This window comes from Phreatobacter sp. AB_2022a (assembly GCF_026847585.1).
GTDB lineage: Bacteria > Pseudomonadota > Alphaproteobacteria > Rhizobiales > Phreatobacteraceae > Phreatobacter.
Genome location: NZ_JAPSET010000013.1, coordinates 127,919 through 143,637 on the forward strand (window position 1 = coordinate 127,919; position 15,719 = coordinate 143,637).

Sequence of the window (15,719 nt, forward strand, 5' to 3'; positions counted from 1 at the left end):
CCGGCGGGGCGCAGGGGCCGTCAGGCCTTGATCAGACCTTCGGCGGTCATCGCGGCCTTGACCGCCGGCCGCTCGGCGACACGCTTCTGGAACGCCAGCAGCGAGGGGAATTCGGACAGGTCGAGCTTGAGGATGCGGGCCCAGTTGGTCACCGTGAAGAGATAGGCGTCCGCCGCGGTGAAATCGTTGCCGAGCAGGAAGGGCTGGCCGGAGAGGATCTTCTCGATGAGGCCGTAGCGCCGGCGCAGGTACGCCTCCCGCTCCGTGCGGGTTTCCGCCACCGTATCGGGCCGGAACAGCGGGCTGTAGGTCTTGTGGATCTCGGTCGAGATATAGTTCAGCATTTCCTGCAGGCGCGAGCGCGCCATGGTGCCGTTGGCGGGGGCGATGGTCGAGCCGGGCTTCTGATCCGCGAGATATTGCGAGATGGCCGGGCCCTCTGTGAGCACATCGCCATTGTCGAGCTGCAGCGCCGGCACCGACCCCTTCGGATTGACCGCGAAATAGTCGGCTCCCGCCTCGGTGGTCTTGGTGGCGAGCGCCACCTTTTCCAGCTGAAGCGGCAGTCCCAGCTCCTCAGCGACGATATGCGGGGCGAGCGAACAGGCGCCGGGAGAATAATACAGCTTCATGGACGAAAGCTCCTCGTAGGAAATGCCGGACCGAGAGGCCGGCCGGCAGCGTGAAGGCAAGTTCGATCTACCATAGCCCCTGCGGAGAGGTGACGGCATCTGCGTCGAGAGGCCGATGCGATAGAAACCATTCCCCGCGCAGGTCTGGGCCGTCAGGGTCGCCGATCCTCCCGATGACCGCCGGATCGGCCGCCGGGCATGCGACTGGGCGGCGCGCCGCCGGCTTGACGTCCGGCCCGCGAACACCAGCGTGCGGCTGCAGTGCGCCACAGACGCACGTTTGGGGGGTATCAATCATGCGTAGGGTCATGTCCGTCGCAATCGCGGCAGCGATGCTGGCCGGCTGTGTCACGCAGGATCGCGTTTCATTCCGGCCGACATCCGCCGCGCAAATGCCGATTTACCGCGACGGCCGGTCGGCCATCGTCTCGACCGACTCGGTGACGCGGGTGGTGATCAGCCCGAAGCTGCGCGAGCAAGGGCGCGGACAACGGCCGATCTTTGTGGTCGCCATCCAGAATGGCGGTTCGGCGCCGGTCAATTTCACCCTGGCCACCGTCAATGCCGAGCTCAATGTCGGCGGCACGCCGCGCCCGCTCCAGGTGATCAGCTACGAGCAACTGGTCCAGGAGGAGCGCACGGCCCAGATCACCGGTCTCATTCTCGGCGCCGTCATGATCGGCGCGGGCGCCGCGGTCGCCTCGGGCCAGCCGACCTATCGCAACGCCGTCCTCGCCGGCTCGCTCGCCGGTGCCGGCACGGCGACCATGATCGCATCCGCGGACCGCGGCGAGGAGGCGATCGGCCGCTTCGAAGAGACGATCATGAAGGATCATACGGTGCTGCCGGGCGAATGGTTCGGCGGCCAGATGCATCTGGAAGCGCCGCGCGACGTGCCCCGCGAGCAGGTGGCGAACTATCGGCTCGTCATCCGGCTCGATCCGGATACGCATGCATTCGACATCGCCCAGACACCGACGCGCCAGGCAATCGGTCGCCGCGCGACGGGGACGGCGACGGCTCTGGCCTGCGGGCCCCATTCAACAAAAATGGCCCCGGAAGGGGCCATTTCAGCATGCGGAAAAGTCGGGAGAAGCCGTCTTACTTGATCTTGGCTTCCTTGAACTCGACGTGCTTGCGCGCGATCGGGTCGTACTTCTTCTTCGACAGCTTGTCGGTCATGGTGCGGGAGTTCTTCTGGGTGACATAGAAGAAGCCGGTATCCGCAGTCGACACGAGTTTGATCTTGATGGTGGCGGCCTTGGCCATTTTCGTCCTCGCGAGAAAAACGTCGCCGAACGTTGGGAATAGCAGGCGCATGCCCGCCGCGTCGCCGCCGGCTGATTGGCCGCCGATGTGACAGGTCGCGCCCTGCTTGTCAAGAAAAAGGCGCGGCGGCGACGCCTGCCGGCATGCCGAACCGCGGCGCGCCGGCAGCCGGCGTGGGCACGGCGCCCGGTGTTTGCGCGTGGGTCGCTTCGGCGACGCCGGCAACGACCGAAACCGCGACGGATGCCACCTCGAGCCGCGCCGAGACCGCCACGGCGAGGGGATTTGCACGGGCATCGCCCGGGATCAGCAGGACCGTCTCGCGGCCGGAACGGGCGAAACGGGCGAGCAGGGCGGCGATCGCACCAGCATTCGCGCCGCCGACATCGAAGCGCCTGGCCTCGCGCCGGGCGAGATCGAGGCACGCCGACAGGCAAGGGCCCTGATGGACGATGACATCGGCGGCCAGCAGCGCCCGCGCCGCCTTGAGCGTTACGAGATCCGGCTCGCCCGGCCCGGCGCCGACCAGAATCACCCGGCCGCCCGCCGGTGCCGTCGCGATGTCCGGGGCGAGCAGCCGGTCGAGGTCACGTGCATCCGGCGGCGTGCCGGTGCCATCGAGCGCCATGGCGGCAAAGCGCGACCAGAGCCGCCGCCGCGCGGCGGCGGGAAGGTCGCGCGCCATGATGCGAGGCCGCCAGCTCTTGGCGACGGCGGCCCAGGCGGCGATGCCGGGCGGCAGCAGCGCCTCGATTCGGCTGCGTACCTGCTGGCCGAAGACCGGCGCCGCGCCGTCGGTCGCGATGCCGACGACGAGCGGCGAACGGTTGACGATGCCGCCGAAGCTGAAATCGCACAGCGCGGGCCTGTCGACGAGGTTGACGGGAACCCCGGCGGCGCGCGCCGCGGCCCGGAAGCCCTCGGCCTCCGCATCGGCGGCAAAGGCCCCGACCGCAATCGTCATTCCCTCGAAACAGGCGGGATCCCAGCCGCGGTCGCGGAGCGTGATGGCGCCATCCGGCCAGCGCGCCGCGAGGGCGCTTAGCGCATCCCCCGGTGCCTCTGACGCCACCAGGACGCGCGCGCCCGCGGCTGCCAGCAGCTCGGCTTTCCAGGCCGCCGCGTCGCATCCGCCGGCGACCAGGGCCTGCCGCCCGCCGAGCGCCCAGAAGAGCGGCAGGACCGCCAGCGGCCCGATCCTGTCCCGCCGCTCGGCAGTCGCCTCGATCATCGCGGACCTCAATAGACGTCCGCCTGATAGCGGCCGGCCTTTTTCAGGTCCTGAACGAAGGCCACCGCCTCGTCCACCGTGCGCGCGCCGTGCCGCGCGACGATGTCGACCAGCGCGGCCTCGACGTCGCGTGCCATGCGCTTGGCGTCGCCGCAGACGTAGAAATGGGCGCCGTCGGCAAGCCAGCGCCAGAGATCCTGGCCGTTCTCGCGCATGCGGTCCTGGACATAGACCTTCTCCGTTCCGTCGCGCGACCAGGCGAGCGAGAGGCGTGTCAGCAGCCCGGCCTTCTTCATCGCCGCAAGCTCCTCGGCATAGAAGAAGTCGGTTGCCTGGCGCTGATGGCCATAGAACAGCCAGTTCGGTCCGCCCGCACCGTCGGCGCCGCGATCCTGCAGAAAGGCACGGAACGGCGCTATGCCGGTTCCCGGACCGACCATGATGACCGGGACGGCGGGATCGGCGGGCAGGCCGAAGCCATGCGCCCGCTGCACATAGACCTGCACGGCCTCGCCGGCACGGGCCCGCTCGCTCAGATAGGTCGAGGCGCATCCCAGCCGCAGCCGCCGGCCGATCTGGTAGCGCACCGCGTCGACGGTCAGCGACACCCGGCCGGGCAGCGCCTTGATCGAGGAGGAGATGGAATAGAGTCGCGGCTGCAGCGGCTCCAAAGCTTCGACGAAGACCTCCGGATGCGGCCTGACGCCGGCAAACTTCAGCATGACCGCCATGACGTCCAAATGGGCCGCATCGCCGTCCGGATCCTCGCCGGCCGCGAGCGCGCGCGCCTTGGCGCGCTGGGTGCCACCGGTCAGGAACGACACGAGCTCGAACAGCTGGTCGGGCGCCGGCGCGAGCGAGAGATCCTCGATCAGCAGGTCGCGCAGCGTCTTGCCGCGCACCGGCGCGATGGGCGAGGCGCCGATCAGCGCGATGATCTGATCGACGAGCCCCGGATCGTTGCGGGCGAAGACGCCGAAGGCGTCGCCGACGACATAGTCGAGACCGCTGTCGCCGAGGTCGAGTTCGACATGGAAGGTCTGTTTCTCGGAGCCTTCCGCATTGAGCCGGCGACGCGTCAGGAAGCGCGCGGCGACCGGCGCTTCGCGCGACCGGCCGGGCACCGGGCTCTTCGGGCGCTCGGGCGCCGCGCCGGCCGCGGCCGGGACGGGCAGGGTGGCAGCCGCCGACGCCGCGCCGATTTCCGGCGCCAGCGCCTTCAGCATGCGCAGCGTCTCCTTGCCGCCCGGCACGCACAGATTGAGCCGCTCTTCCGCCTTGCCGGCCAGCGCATTGGCATAGTCGGCGCAGCTGTAGCCGCATTGCCCGCAATCCTGCTGCGCCATGGCCGCCATCAGGCGCGGCGCGATCGGCTGGCCGTCGGCAAGCCGCATGCGCTCGTCGAGCGGCATGGAGGGATCGTGCCAGGGTGCCGCATCGTTGCTGGCGAGCGCCGCGGGCGCCGCCGCTCCCGTATCGGCTGGAGCGGCAATGCCCACCGCTCCGGGCACGCCACCGGGCGCGAGCGCTGCGGAAAAGAAGCCGGAGAGCCAGGCGCGCTGCTCGGGTGAGAACGGCGCGCTCTCCGGTACCAGGGCAAGGATCGGCGTCACCGGCAGCGCGGTCATTCGGCGGCCTCCGGCATGGTCGACCGTGCGCTTTCAGCGAGCAGCGGCGCCGCCAGCGCGTCGAGCGCCGCGATGTCGTGGCGCAGGGTGAAGGCCTGGAAACCCTCTTCAGGCCCCCGCCGATGGGTGCGATAGGCCGCAAGCAGCGCCGCGACATGGCGCGGCGCTTCGTTCGCCGCGACGCCTTTCCAGATCACCCGGCCGATGCGGGCATTTTCGGCGAAGCCGCCGCCGACCGCGATGTCGTAGCCCTCGACCGTGTCGCCATCGTCATTGACCGGCACGCGTGCGCCGATGAGGCCGACATCGCCGATATAGTGCTGGGCGCAGGAATGATGGCAGCCAGTCAGGTGCACGTTGACCGGAACGTCCAGGGTCAGATGAGCCTCGACATGCCGGGCGATCGCCAGCGCATCGGCCTTGGTATTGGCCGCCGCGAACTTGCAGCCGGCATTGCCGGTGCAGGCGACGAGCCCTGCGCGGATCGGGCTTGCCGCCGTCTCAAGGCCGAGCGCCGCCACGGCCGCCTCGGCGGCGGCGACCCTTGCGTCCGGAATCCCCGACAGGATGAGGTTCTGCCAGACGGTCAGGCGGATATCGCCATCGCCGCATTCCCGGGCGATGGCGGCAAGGCCGGCCGCCTGCGCGACCGTCAGGCGACCGACCGGCACGGCGATGCCGATCCAGTTGAGGCCGGGCTGGCGCTGCGGATGGACGCCGATATGGGCATCCCGGCGGCTTGCCGGCCGGGGCGCGACGAAGGCTTCGTCGATCCGCGCGAGCGGCGCGCCGAACCGCTCCTCGACCTTGGCGAGGAAGGTCGCGAACCCCCAGTCGTCCAGCAGGTATTTCAGCCTTGCCCGGTTGCGGTTGCAGCGATCGCCATGGGCGATGAACACCCTGACGATGGCATCGGCCACCGCGCTCGCCTGGTCCGGCCTGCAGAAGGCGCCGGTCGGACGGGCGAGATCCTGGTGTCCGGAAATGCCCCCCAGAACGAGCCGCAGGTAGGTCCCGGGTGGCACCGGCGCGCCGTCGCGGACCACGACCGCCTGGAAGCCGACATCATTGGTCTCCTCGAGGGCCGGCGAGACCCCGCCGCCGTCGAAGGACACGTTGAACTTGCGCGGCAGCCCATAGAGCGTCCGATCGGCGAGGATATGGAAATGCCATTGCCGGCAAAGCGGCCGGGTGTCGATGAGTTCCGCCGGATCGATGCCGGCGAGCGGCGAACCGGTGACGTTGCGGATATTGTCGGCGCCCGAGCCGCGCGCGACGATGCCGAGATCCATCAGCTCCTCGAGCAGCGCCGCGGCGTTCTCCGGCCGGATTTCGCGCATCTGCAGATTGGCGCGGGTGGTGACGTCGAGCGCGCCGCCGCCGAAACGGGTGGCGAGATCGGCGAGCCCGGCGAGCTGATGCGCCTTGAGGATGCCGTTCGGCAGGCGCATGCGCAGCATGAAGCTGTCCTGCGCCGGGGCGACATTGAACAGCCCGAAATAGCGCCAGCGGAAATTGTCGGGCGGCGGCGGCAGCTTGCCGGTCGCGGCCTCCGCCGCGAGCCGCCGATAGGCCTCGAAAGGGTGCTGCTCGCGCTTCCACTTTTCCTGGTCGACCAGCTTCCGGCCTGCGGCGCTCTGGGCATCCTGGGCGGCGACATGTTCGGCATCCGGGCCGGCCGGTTGCGCCGATGCGGCGGCAGCGGGCCCCGCGCCGAGCCCGCCAACGGCCCGCGCCGCCGCGGCGCCCGCCACGTAGCCTTCGAGATAGCGCTTCTGATCCGCACTGAAGTCCTGAGCCATCCGCTCCCCGTCATGAACAAGCCAGGGGCCGGCGTCGTTGGCGGCCGTTCAAAGGGTCGGGACAGGGTCGAGCAAGGCCAATGCCAGGGCCGGAGCGATGGCGGAAAAACAGGCCATATCAGGCTGTTGCGGCTCTTCGTGAAGATCGGGAACGACCGCGAACGGCCGCCGTGCCCAACCGGCGGGCGCCGCACTGCCGGGAATTTGTGCAGCGCAGCGCCCAAGGCCGCCGCGCGCGGCCGTCAGGCGGCCTCGGCCGTGGCCTCCGCGGCGCTCGGCAGGGCCGCCAACAGGGCGATCAGCGCGCGGTCATGCAGAACCAGCACCGTCTCGCGGCCGGAAAGCCATTTGCGGGCATCCTCGATCGACTGCGCGTCGGTCAGCTTCGCCTCGGCGATGACCCGATCGGTATCGATCCGTCCGCGCACGCGCGCCGGCGGCACCTGGATGATCGACTGGTGCACGTCGCGGAAGTCGGCGTCGCCGTGAACGAGGTCGAGCGCCTTGTGATCCTCGAGCCCGAGCGCCTCGAACTCCTGGCCCAGCCGGTAGGCGCGTTCGGCGAGCTCCGGCGGCCGGGTTTCCTCGGGGATCAGCAGCAGGCCGAGCCGGCGCAGGCCCCAGCCGATGGTGGCCGAGGCCGAAGCCCAGGAGGTCGGCACCGCCAGCCAGAGCCCGATGATGGTCGGCGACATCCAGGCGAAGATATAGGGCGAGATGGAAAAGGCCGCGATCGCCGCGACGATGCCGAGCAGGGTATGCCGCCAATGCCGCGCGATGATCGAGCGCAGCGGGATCGACCCGTCGTCGCGCCGCTGGGTCTTCCAGCCGGTGTCCCGGCCCGACAGGATCGAGAATACCGAGCCCGCCTGGACCAGCATCATGACCGGCGCGAGCAGCACGGACAGGACGATCTCGAGAATGACCGACAGGGTCAGCCGGATCGCGCCGCCCGAGCCGCGGCGGGCAGGGCCGTTCAGCAGGGTGACGAACCAGCCGAAGATCTTCGGCGCCAGCAGAATCGCCATGGTGAAGATGAAGAGGTTGAAGGCGCGTTCGGCGTCGAAGACCGGCCAGGCCGGAAACAGCGTGAACTGGTTGGTGAAATATTCCGGGCGGATGAAGGCCGCCTGCAAGGCCAGCATCAAGCCGACCAGCAGCTGGATCAGCCAGAGCGGGCTCGACAGATAGCTCATGATGCCGGTGGCGAAGTGCTGGCGGGTCGCCCAGTGCAGGCCCTTCGAGCCGATAACGCGCGAATGCTGCAGGTTGCCCTGGCACCAGCGCCGGTCGCGGATGGCGAGATCCATCAGCGAAGGTGGGCTCTCCTCATAGGAACCGCCGAGCTGCGGCAGCATGTAGACGCCATAGCCGCGACGGCGGATGAGCCCCGCCTCGACGAAGTCGTGGCTGAGGATATGGCCGCCGAAGGGCGGCTTGCCGCGCAGATCGGGCAGACCGGCCGAACCGGCAAAGGCCTCCATGCGGATGATGGCGTTGTGGCCCCAGTAATTGCCGTCGCGGCCGGACCAGACGGCAAGCCCCGCCGCGCAGAGCGGCCCATAGACGCTCGCGGCGAACTGCTGGAGCCGCGCCAGCAGCGTATTGCGGTTGATCAGGCGCGGCAGGGTCTGGATGATGCCGGCATCGGGATCCTTCTCCATCGCGTCGGCCAGCGCCACGATGGTTTCGCCGGTCATGATGCTGTCGGCGTCGAAGACCAGCATGTGATCGTAGGAACCACCCCACTGGGTGACGAAGTCCGCGATATTGCCGGCCTTGCGCGCCGTATTTTTCGGCCGGTGCCGATAATAGATGCCGATGTCGGGCAGCCGCTCGCGCAGCGCCAGGAAGGCGCGCTCCTCGGCGATCCAGATGTCCGGGTCGGTCGTATCCGACAGGAAGAAGAAGTCGAAGGCGGCGCCATGTCCGGTCGCGATCACGTCCTCTGCGATCGCCTGTACGGCGCCGAACACCCGGCCCGGGCTCTCGTTGTAGATCGGCATGACCACCGCAGTGCGCGACCTGAGCTTTTCCGGCAGCACCGGCTTCACGGTGATGCCGTGGCGCAACAGGTTGCCCATGCCGACCAGGCCGCTGGTGAAGGCGAGCGCGATCCAGGAGAAGTTGATCACGAACAGGATCATGAACAACCATTCGAGCAGCGTGACGCCGCCCGCCTCGACCACCTTGTACATCTGGTAGCCGCCGAAGCAGGAAATGGCGAGCATGCCGCCGAAGGTGACGAAGCGCGAGAACCAGGGCTTGCGCCAGCGCTCCGGCGCCGCGCGCGGGCGCTCCTCCGTCTCGTTCCAGCTGCGCAGCGACGCGGCGGGCATGGCCAGCGGAGCCGCCGGCGGCATGGCGCCCTTGGCGCGGCCGAGCGCGATCGGCAGGGTCTGATCCGTCAGGGCGTCCATCGATAGAGCCATGTCTCGCTTTGCGGTTGTCCGTCGCGTTCCAGCACGAGCCTCAGTTCAACTTGATTGGCGGCCTCAGGATCAAGTTCGAAGGTGACCCTATAGAGGCGCAGTTCGGGCACGAAGCGACCATCGACGGCGCCGACCTTGCCGCGCTGGGTGGTGAGATTCGGCTTCAGCCCGACCCCGCGTGTCGGATCGGCGAACTCTTCCGCCGTGTAGTCCACCATGAAGCGCCGGCGCCGGCCGCCACCCGCGGCGCGGCCGGTCCGGGTTGCCGCCACATAGGGCAAGCTCGGCCGTTCGGGCGGCTGCCAGCACCAGTGCATCCGATAGGTGAAGCTGTGCTCGCCGCCCTTGGCGAGCGGCTGGCGCGGCCGCCAATAGGCGAGGATGTTGCGGTTCATCTCGTCGTTGACGGGAATCTCGATGAGCTGGATCTGGCCCTGGCCCCACTCGTTGAGCGGCTCGATCCAGACGCTCGGCCGGCGTTCGAAACGGGCGTCGAGATCGTTGTAGGCCTCGAAGCGCCGGTCGCGCTGCAGCAGTCCGAACCCCTTGGGGTTCTGGTCGACGAAGGCCGAGATCTGCAGCGTGTCGGGATTGTGCAGCGGCCGCCAGACCCATTCGCCGTTGCCGTTCCACATTTCCAGGCCGTTGACGTCGTGCACGCCGCCGCGCACGTCGTCGACATTGGTCCGGTCGTTCGGCGCGAACAGGAAATTGGCGGTCAGCGGCGCGATGCCGACATGGGCGAGATCGACGCGCGGGAACAGCGTCACCTCGGTATCGCAGACCGTGATGTCACCCGGCCGCAGCGAGAATCGGTAGAGCCCGGTGACACTGTCCGAATCGAGCAGGCCGTGAATGACGAGGTTGGTCGAGCCGGCGCCGGGCCGCTCGATCCAGAAGGTGCGGAAGGCCGGGAACTCCTCGCCCTGCGGTTCGGCGACATTGAGAATGAGACCGCGTGCCTGCAGGCCGAAGGTCTGGCCGCGGGCAATGGCGCGAAAGAAGCTCGCACCCTGGAAGGTCATCACCTCGTTCATCTGGTCCGGCCGGTTGAGCGGCGCCAGCGCCTGGAAACCGGTAAAGGGCAGGGACGCGTCGGCCGACAGGGGCGGCACGTTGCCATAGTCGAACAGGTCGGCCGCAAAGCGCTGGTCGCGGATGATGCCGCTTTCCACCGTGCGGATCGCGACAGGGGTCGTGAAGACGTTGCCGGGCGGCAGGAGTTCGAGGGTGAAGCCGCGGTTCTCGCCGGCCCAGAGGCGCCTGTCCGGCTTGAACTGGATCTGGCGGTACTGCTCCAGGCTCAGCTGCGTCAGCGCGCGGGGAATCTCGGCGCGCGGTGCCTGATAGGGCGCCTTGGAGATCTCGCGCGCATAGTCGATGAGGGCCTGCCGCGAGATCGGCTGGCCGTCGGCCACCGCGGCGGTCGCCGCCTGCAGCGGCGTCGGCGGCTGCGCCGGAGGCTGCGGCGCCGGAGCCTGGGCGGCCGCCGGTCGCACCAGCAAGGCAAGCGCCGGGGCGGCCATCAAGGTCTCGAAGAAGTCACGGCGGCTTGGCATTGTCGGGGTGCTTTGATCGCGGGTCGCGGATGATAGACCGGAGGGTCGCGGTCGATTCAAACCTGCGGGCGGTTATAGCCCAAATTACGGCGGTGAGGAGGGGCCCCTGTGGGGAGGCTCCCCTGATGGCGCCGGGCGGAACCGGGCGGCAAGAGCGGCGGCGATGTCGGTCGGCGCCGTCGCCGCGACCAGGCCGACCAGCACCAGAGCCATGCCGGCGAAATGATAGGCATGCAAGCTTTCGCCGAGGAAAAGAACGGACATGCCGACACCGTAGAGCGGCAGGAGATAGAGAAAGCAGGAGGTGATCGCCGGCCCAACCACCTTGACCCCGTACTGGTAGAGCGAGAAGGCGCCGACGGCGGAGAACAGGGCGAGCGCCAGCACTGCCGTCCAGACCGGCAGCGTCGCCGGCAGGACCGGCCCGTGCCAGGCCTCCCAGAGGCTGAAGGGCAGGAGCGTGACGACCCCGGCCATGGCGATGGCGGCGAACAGCGAAAGCGTCGGCATGGTCGCGAGCGACCGGTCGCGCAGCACGACCGAATAGACCGCCCAGGCGGTCGCCGCCGCGGCGATGCCGAGATCGCCCGGATTGAACCGCAGCCCCAGGAGCGCGCCGACATCGCCCTTGAGCACGATCACCGCGACGCCTGCCAGGGCCAGCACGACACCGGCCAGCCGGAGCGGCGACAGGGGCTTGCGCAGCACCACCGTCTCGATCAGCAGCACGATGACCGGCGAGGTCGTGTAGATCAGGGTGCCGTTGGTGGCGGTGGTGGCGGCGAGCGCGATATAGACGAGCGCGCCGCAGATCCACATGCCGAGGAAACCGAGCAGCAGGATGCGCCGCCAGGAGCTCTTCAGGACCGGCCGGTGCCGGATGAGCGGGGACCAGGCGAAAGGCAGGAGGATCGCCACCGCCAGCGCCCAGCGCAGCAGCGCCAGGGTGAACGGCGGCACGGCATCGCCGATGCCGCGCGCGATGACGATGTTCGAGGAAAAGAACAGCGGCATTACCAGCAGCAGCAGATAGGCGTTGCGTGCTTCCGTCCTGCTTGCCGTGACGTTGCTTGCCATCGAGGGCTCCGCGCGCCGTTTGGTTTTTGCGGCGCCTGAGGCGCCAATCAGCATGAGGCCGGCGGTCGGCACAATCCCGGGCGATGACATGGCAGCGACGCGGCGTGGCGAGCCCGACATCAGGCCCCCGGTGCCGGCACGCTCGTGCGCCGCGCTGACGCGGCAGGCGCAATGCCGGCGCGGTCCAGCCACGCCCTGCGGCTACGGCGATGCCCCTCGGGGGTCAACGTCGCGACGGTCCGGACGCACCTGCTGCGCGTTTTTGCGAAAACCGGCCTTCACCGACGAAGCGCACTCATGTGCCTCGCCTGGTCGATGACGCCGCCGACACGCCGCTATTGACCTAACGGCATGCGCATGAAACACGACCTCCAGCAAATGATGGACGCGCCGGCAGCGTTTTGATGGACCTCATCCGAATCGTGCCGGCGCGCGGCCAATGGACGCGCTGGATCGGCCACCGAATGGCGGTGCCGGCGTCCGCCCCGTAACGAATGCCCTTGTCCATGCGAAAAGGGCTGAATGGACAAGTGATGGTGGCGCAAATGTCGGCAGGCTCCATGTCTCATCTCATCGGGCAGATCTATGATGCTGCCCACCAGCAGACCTCGCTGGCCTCGGCCATGGCCAGCCTGGCGCGCCTGTTTTCCGCTTCGCGCGCCTGCCTGCTGCGCATGGGGCCGGGGGAAGACGGCTTCGATGCGGTGGCGTCGGCCGACGATGTCGAGGATTTCAGGCGTCTCGATCCTGACACCCTGCGCAACGACGAGCTGCTGCGCGCCATGCAGTCTCTGCCGGTCGGCCGGATCGCCGCGCGCGACGAGCTGATCGACGAGCATACCTTCCGGCGCAGTGAATTGTGGGACGGCTTCTTCCGCCGCCGCGAGATGGAGATCGGCTGGACCTGCAAGCTGCGGTCGTCAGGCGGGACCGGCTGGTTCCTGGATTTGCAGCGCAGCGGCCGCCAGGGGCGGCTCGACGGCGCCGAGCTCGGTCTGCTGCGCGAGATCCTGCCGCATTTCGAACGCGCGACACGGATCAGCGAGCAGCTCGACAATGGAACGGGGATGGCCGACGGGCTGCTGCAGCGCGCGCTCGGCCTCATCCTCGTCGACGCCGACCGTCGCATCCTGCGCATGAACAGCACGGCCTCCGCGCTGCTGGAGCGGTCCGACGCGCCGCTCCAGGCCGTCGCCAGCGAAATCGTCGCCGTCAATCCGGGCGACGACAGGATATTGGGCCGCCTGATCGGTCAATGCTGCGCCGGCGGCACCGACCGCGCCCCGCGCGCCGGCGGCGCGATGCTGGTCATGCCGGACCTGTCCGAGCAGCCGTCGCCGCCGCTCATCCTGTCGGTCTCGCCGAGCGTGGGCATGCATCCGTTCGGGCTCGGGCCGGCGCAGCGGGCCGTCATCGCCATTCACGAGACGGGCCCTGCGCATCGTGCCGATTGCGAGGCGCGCCTGCGCACATTGTTCGGTCTGACCGTGATGGAGGCGAAGATCGCCGCCGACCTCGCGGCCGGGCTGACGCTGAAGCAGGCGGCGGAGAAGAACGGCGCGACGGACGGCACCGCGCGGACGCGTCTGCGTGAAATCCTTCGCAAGACCAATACGCGCCACCAGGGCCAGTTGATCGCGCTCGTCTCGGCCGTACAGCCGCTCAGCCTGAAATAGCGCCGCGAGCCGGACCAGGCGGCGCGCGGCACTGTCCTAGCCCGAGGCCCGTGCCTCCGCCGCCTTGATCTCGTTGCGCAACTCCGCCCGCGACAGCTTGCCGACCGGCGTCTTCGGCAGGCTGTCGCGGAATTCGAGGCCCGCGGGCATTTCATGACGGCCGACCTTGTCGGCCAGGAAGCTCTTGAGCTCGTCCAGGCTGAACGGCTCGGCGCCCTCGCGCAGCGACACGAAGGCCTTGGCCGCCTCGCCGCGATAGCCGTCGGGAACGCCGATGACGATCACCTCCGCCACTGCCGGATGCTCGTAGATCGCCTGCTCGATCATTTGCGGATAGACGTTGAAGCCGCCGGAAATGATCATGTCCTTCTTCCTGTCGACGATGAAGAAGAAGCCGTCCGCGTCCATGTAGCCGATGTCACCGGTCAGGAAATAGCCGTCGGCGAAGGAATTGGCGCTTTCCTCCGGCCGGTTCCAGTAGCCGCGGGTGACGTTCGGCCCCTTGATGCGCAGTTCGCCGACCTCGCCGATGCCGACCTTGCGGTGCGGATCATCGAGGGCCGCGACATCCATTTCGACGCCCGGCAAGGGCAGGCCGATCGTCCCCGGCTTGGCGACGCCGGTATTCGGCACGTTGGTGCCGGCGGGCGAGGTCTCGGTCATGCCCCAGCCGCCGGTCAGCCGCAGGCCCGTGCGGCCCTCGAAGCGCCGGGCGATCTCCACCGGCAGGGCGGCGCCGCCCGATGCCGCATAGGCGAGCGAGGACAGGTCGGCGCTGGCGAAACGCGGATGGTTGACGAGCGCGATCCACATGGTCGGCACGCCCGGAAAGACATTGGCCTTCCGCTTTTCGATGTCGTCGAGCGTCTGCTCGGCATCGAAGCGCATGCGCAGGAGCATGCATGAACCGCGCGAGATCTGGCGCAGCATGACGCTGGTCAGCGCATAGATGTGGAACAGCGGCAGCACCAGGATGACCCGGTCGTTCTCCGGCGCGCCGGTCGGCAGGGCCTGCTGCCAGGCGTCATAGATCGACACCGCCGCGGTCAGATTGCCATGGCTGAGCATGGCGCCCTTGGGCATGCCGGTCGTGCCGCCGGTATATTGCAGCAGCGCGATATCGTCGGGTTTCACCTCCGGCCAGGCGACAGGAGCCGTCGCGCCGGCGATGAAGGTGGCAAAGGTCGTGATCCCGGGCTTGTCGGGAATCGGCAGAGTCGGCACGCCCGACGGCCCCCAGGTCGCGTCCTCGGCGACGATCAGGCGGTCGACGAGGCCGGCCTCGAACAGCTTCAGCGCGGTCCCGAACAGCGGCGCGATGTCGGTGGTGACCAGCACGCGCGCACCGGAATCCTTGAGCTTGTAGGCCAGTACGCGCTCGGCATCGAGCGGGCTGAGATGGGCAAGCCGCACGCCCATCTTGGCGGCGCCGAAAAACGAGATCGGATGGTGCGGGGTATTGGGCAGGTAGAGCGCGACCGTCATGCCCTTGCCGATGCCGGCGCGCTGAAGCGCCGCGCTGAAGCGCTCGGCCTCGGCGCCGAGCTCGGCATAGGTCATGGTCCGGTCACGAAATTCGAAGGCCGTTCGCGCGCCATGGGTCTTGACCGTGCCGTCGATCAGCGCGCCCAGCGTCGTGATCTTGATGGGCGCGTCCCAGGACACGCCCTCCGGATAGGACTTTTCCCAAGCAAACGGCCTGGATGCCATGCGCGTGTCCTCCCTCGTCGGCGGGCTTGCTCCGGCCGACCGGGACCCGCGCTACCTCAGTGCCAACCTTTGTCCGTCGAAAATCGCCGGCTTGCAATTCACACCTGCGGTGGTGAGCGAGGCGCAGAGGCGTGTGGCGGCATTGGCATTGCCGAGCGGTCCGGCGATCAGCCTGAGATCGACCGCGCCGGGGCGCGCGCCGTCCTGCACCGCGACGAGCGGCCGCAGGCCCTCGAGCAGCGGACCGTGGTGGGCCCGCAGATAGTGCCAGCGCGCGCGCAGCGCATCGACCGACGTCTCGCCCGCGATATCGACGCCGAATTCGGTGCGCATGGCGGTCGATTCCTGCGCGGCCTGCGCCGGCGCGGGCGCCGGTACGACGAGCGGCTCGGCCACCGGTGCCGAGGCCGCCGCAGCCAGCTGCGCGCCGACCTGGCGCACGCCCGGCCGGGGCAGGGGCGTCGGGCTGGCAAATTGCGGCTCCCGCTCGGCGAATTGCGGTTCGCGCGGGGCGGCTGGCGCGGCGGCAGGCTCGCGCCGGCCGATCGATGCGGTGATGTCGCCATGGGTCCCGCGCTCCTGCGCGGCCCGTTCGACGGCCGCGACGCGATCGGCGAGCGCCTCGCGTTCGGCCGCGAGCGCCCGCACGGCATCGGCGAGCCGGCGCGTTTCGTAGAGCATCATCGGATCGCTGACGACCTGA

The 15,719-nt window shown here is 69.0% G+C and carries 11 protein-coding genes and 1 pseudogene; 2 read left to right on the top strand and 10 right to left on the bottom strand.

The window, feature by feature from the left end:
- Nucleotides 1-20 precede the first annotated feature (20 nt).
- Nucleotides 21-632, bottom strand: coding sequence for a glutathione transferase GstA (gene gstA, locus OZ671_RS11995; protein ID WP_268860964.1), 612 nt, complete (start codon nucleotides 630-632; stop codon nucleotides 21-23).
- Nucleotides 633-805: 173 nt separating this feature from the next.
- On the opposite strand from gstA, the gene OZ671_RS12000 reads away from it, so the two are divergent.
- Nucleotides 806-1,741: a hypothetical protein gene (locus OZ671_RS12000; protein WP_268860965.1), complete on the top strand. Its 936-nt coding sequence runs from the start codon at nucleotides 806-808 to the stop codon at nucleotides 1,739-1,741.
- Here OZ671_RS12000 and rpmG read toward each other — a convergent pair.
- From rpmG to OZ671_RS12035, 7 genes are all read right to left on the bottom strand, one after another.
- Nucleotides 1,734-1,901, bottom strand: a complete 168-nt coding sequence (gene rpmG / locus OZ671_RS12005) for a 50S ribosomal protein L33 (RefSeq protein ID WP_268860966.1) — start codon at nucleotides 1,899-1,901, stop codon at nucleotides 1,734-1,736. The genes OZ671_RS12000 and rpmG overlap by 8 nt on opposite strands.
- 109 nt (nucleotides 1,902-2,010) lie before the next feature.
- Nucleotides 2,011-3,132 carry an NAD(P)-dependent oxidoreductase gene (locus tag OZ671_RS12010; protein ID WP_268860967.1) on the bottom strand — a complete coding sequence of 374 codons (1,122 nt, stop codon included), beginning with the start codon at nucleotides 3,130-3,132 and terminating at the stop codon, nucleotides 2,011-2,013.
- Between the two features lie 8 nt (nucleotides 3,133-3,140).
- Nucleotides 3,141-4,760 carry a sulfite reductase subunit alpha gene (locus OZ671_RS12015; RefSeq protein ID WP_268860968.1) on the bottom strand — a complete coding sequence of 540 codons (1,620 nt, stop codon included), beginning with the start codon at nucleotides 4,758-4,760 and terminating at the stop codon, nucleotides 3,141-3,143.
- Nucleotides 4,757-6,562, bottom strand: coding sequence for a NirA family protein (locus OZ671_RS12020; protein WP_268860969.1), 1,806 nt, complete (start codon nucleotides 6,560-6,562; stop codon nucleotides 4,757-4,759). Before OZ671_RS12020 ends, OZ671_RS12015 begins: the two co-directional genes overlap by 4 nt.
- Nucleotides 6,563-6,804: 242 nt before the next feature.
- Entirely contained in the window at nucleotides 6,805-8,982 is a 2,178-nt protein-coding gene (gene mdoH / locus OZ671_RS12025) for a glucans biosynthesis glucosyltransferase MdoH (protein ID WP_442957075.1), read from the bottom strand.
- Nucleotides 8,970-10,553, bottom strand: coding sequence for a glucan biosynthesis protein (locus tag OZ671_RS12030; protein ID WP_268860971.1), 1,584 nt, complete (start codon nucleotides 10,551-10,553; stop codon nucleotides 8,970-8,972). Before OZ671_RS12030 ends, mdoH begins: the two co-directional genes overlap by 13 nt.
- An 84-nt stretch (nucleotides 10,554-10,637) precedes the next feature.
- Complete coding sequence (locus tag OZ671_RS12035; protein ID WP_268860972.1) at nucleotides 10,638-11,630, bottom strand: DMT family transporter; 993 nt, start codon at nucleotides 11,628-11,630, stop codon at nucleotides 10,638-10,640.
- 560 nt (nucleotides 11,631-12,190) lie between these two features.
- Between OZ671_RS12035 and OZ671_RS12040 the strand changes: the two genes are divergently transcribed.
- Entirely contained in the window at nucleotides 12,191-13,306 is a 1,116-nt protein-coding gene (locus OZ671_RS12040; RefSeq protein ID WP_268860973.1) for a helix-turn-helix transcriptional regulator, read from the top strand.
- Between the two features lie 36 nt (nucleotides 13,307-13,342).
- Here the strand turns inward: OZ671_RS12040 and pimA are convergent, their stop codons facing one another.
- The gene (pimA, locus tag OZ671_RS12045; RefSeq protein WP_268860974.1) at nucleotides 13,343-15,016 is read right to left on the bottom strand and encodes a dicarboxylate--CoA ligase PimA; all 1,674 of its coding nucleotides are present in this window, start codon (nucleotides 15,014-15,016) and stop codon (nucleotides 13,343-13,345) included.
- Nucleotides 15,017-15,067: 51 nt separating this feature from the next.
- Nucleotides 15,068-15,719: pseudogene (locus OZ671_RS12050) on the bottom strand (hypothetical protein); the annotation flags it as partial.

What these genes read in the sequence shown, in the direction of transcription:
- OZ671_RS12010 (WP_268860967.1), bottom strand. Translation starts at nt 3,132, where the DNA reads ATGATCGAGGCGACTGCCGAGCGGCGGGACAGGATCGGGCCGCTGGCG.
- gstA (WP_268860964.1), bottom strand. Translation starts at nt 632, where the DNA reads ATGAAGCTGTATTATTCTCCCGGCGCCTGTTCGCTCGCCCCGCATATC.
- mdoH (WP_442957075.1), bottom strand. Translation starts at nt 8,982, where the DNA reads ATGGACGCCCTGACGGATCAGACCCTGCCGATCGCGCTCGGCCGCGCC.
- OZ671_RS12000 (WP_268860965.1), top strand. Translation starts at nt 806, where the DNA reads ATGACCGCCGGATCGGCCGCCGGGCATGCGACTGGGCGGCGCGCCGCC.
- rpmG (WP_268860966.1), bottom strand. Translation starts at nt 1,901, where the DNA reads ATGGCCAAGGCCGCCACCATCAAGATCAAACTCGTGTCGACTGCGGAT.
- OZ671_RS12030 (WP_268860971.1), bottom strand. Translation starts at nt 10,553, where the DNA reads ATGCCAAGCCGCCGTGACTTCTTCGAGACCTTGATGGCCGCCCCGGCG.
- OZ671_RS12040 (WP_268860973.1), top strand. Translation starts at nt 12,191, where the DNA reads ATGTCTCATCTCATCGGGCAGATCTATGATGCTGCCCACCAGCAGACC.
- OZ671_RS12015 (WP_268860968.1), bottom strand. Translation starts at nt 4,760, where the DNA reads ATGACCGCGCTGCCGGTGACGCCGATCCTTGCCCTGGTACCGGAGAGC.
- pimA (WP_268860974.1), bottom strand. Translation starts at nt 15,016, where the DNA reads ATGGCATCCAGGCCGTTTGCTTGGGAAAAGTCCTATCCGGAGGGCGTG.
- OZ671_RS12020 (WP_268860969.1), bottom strand. Translation starts at nt 6,562, where the DNA reads ATGGCTCAGGACTTCAGTGCGGATCAGAAGCGCTATCTCGAAGGCTAC.
- OZ671_RS12035 (WP_268860972.1), bottom strand. Translation starts at nt 11,630, where the DNA reads ATGGCAAGCAACGTCACGGCAAGCAGGACGGAAGCACGCAACGCCTAT.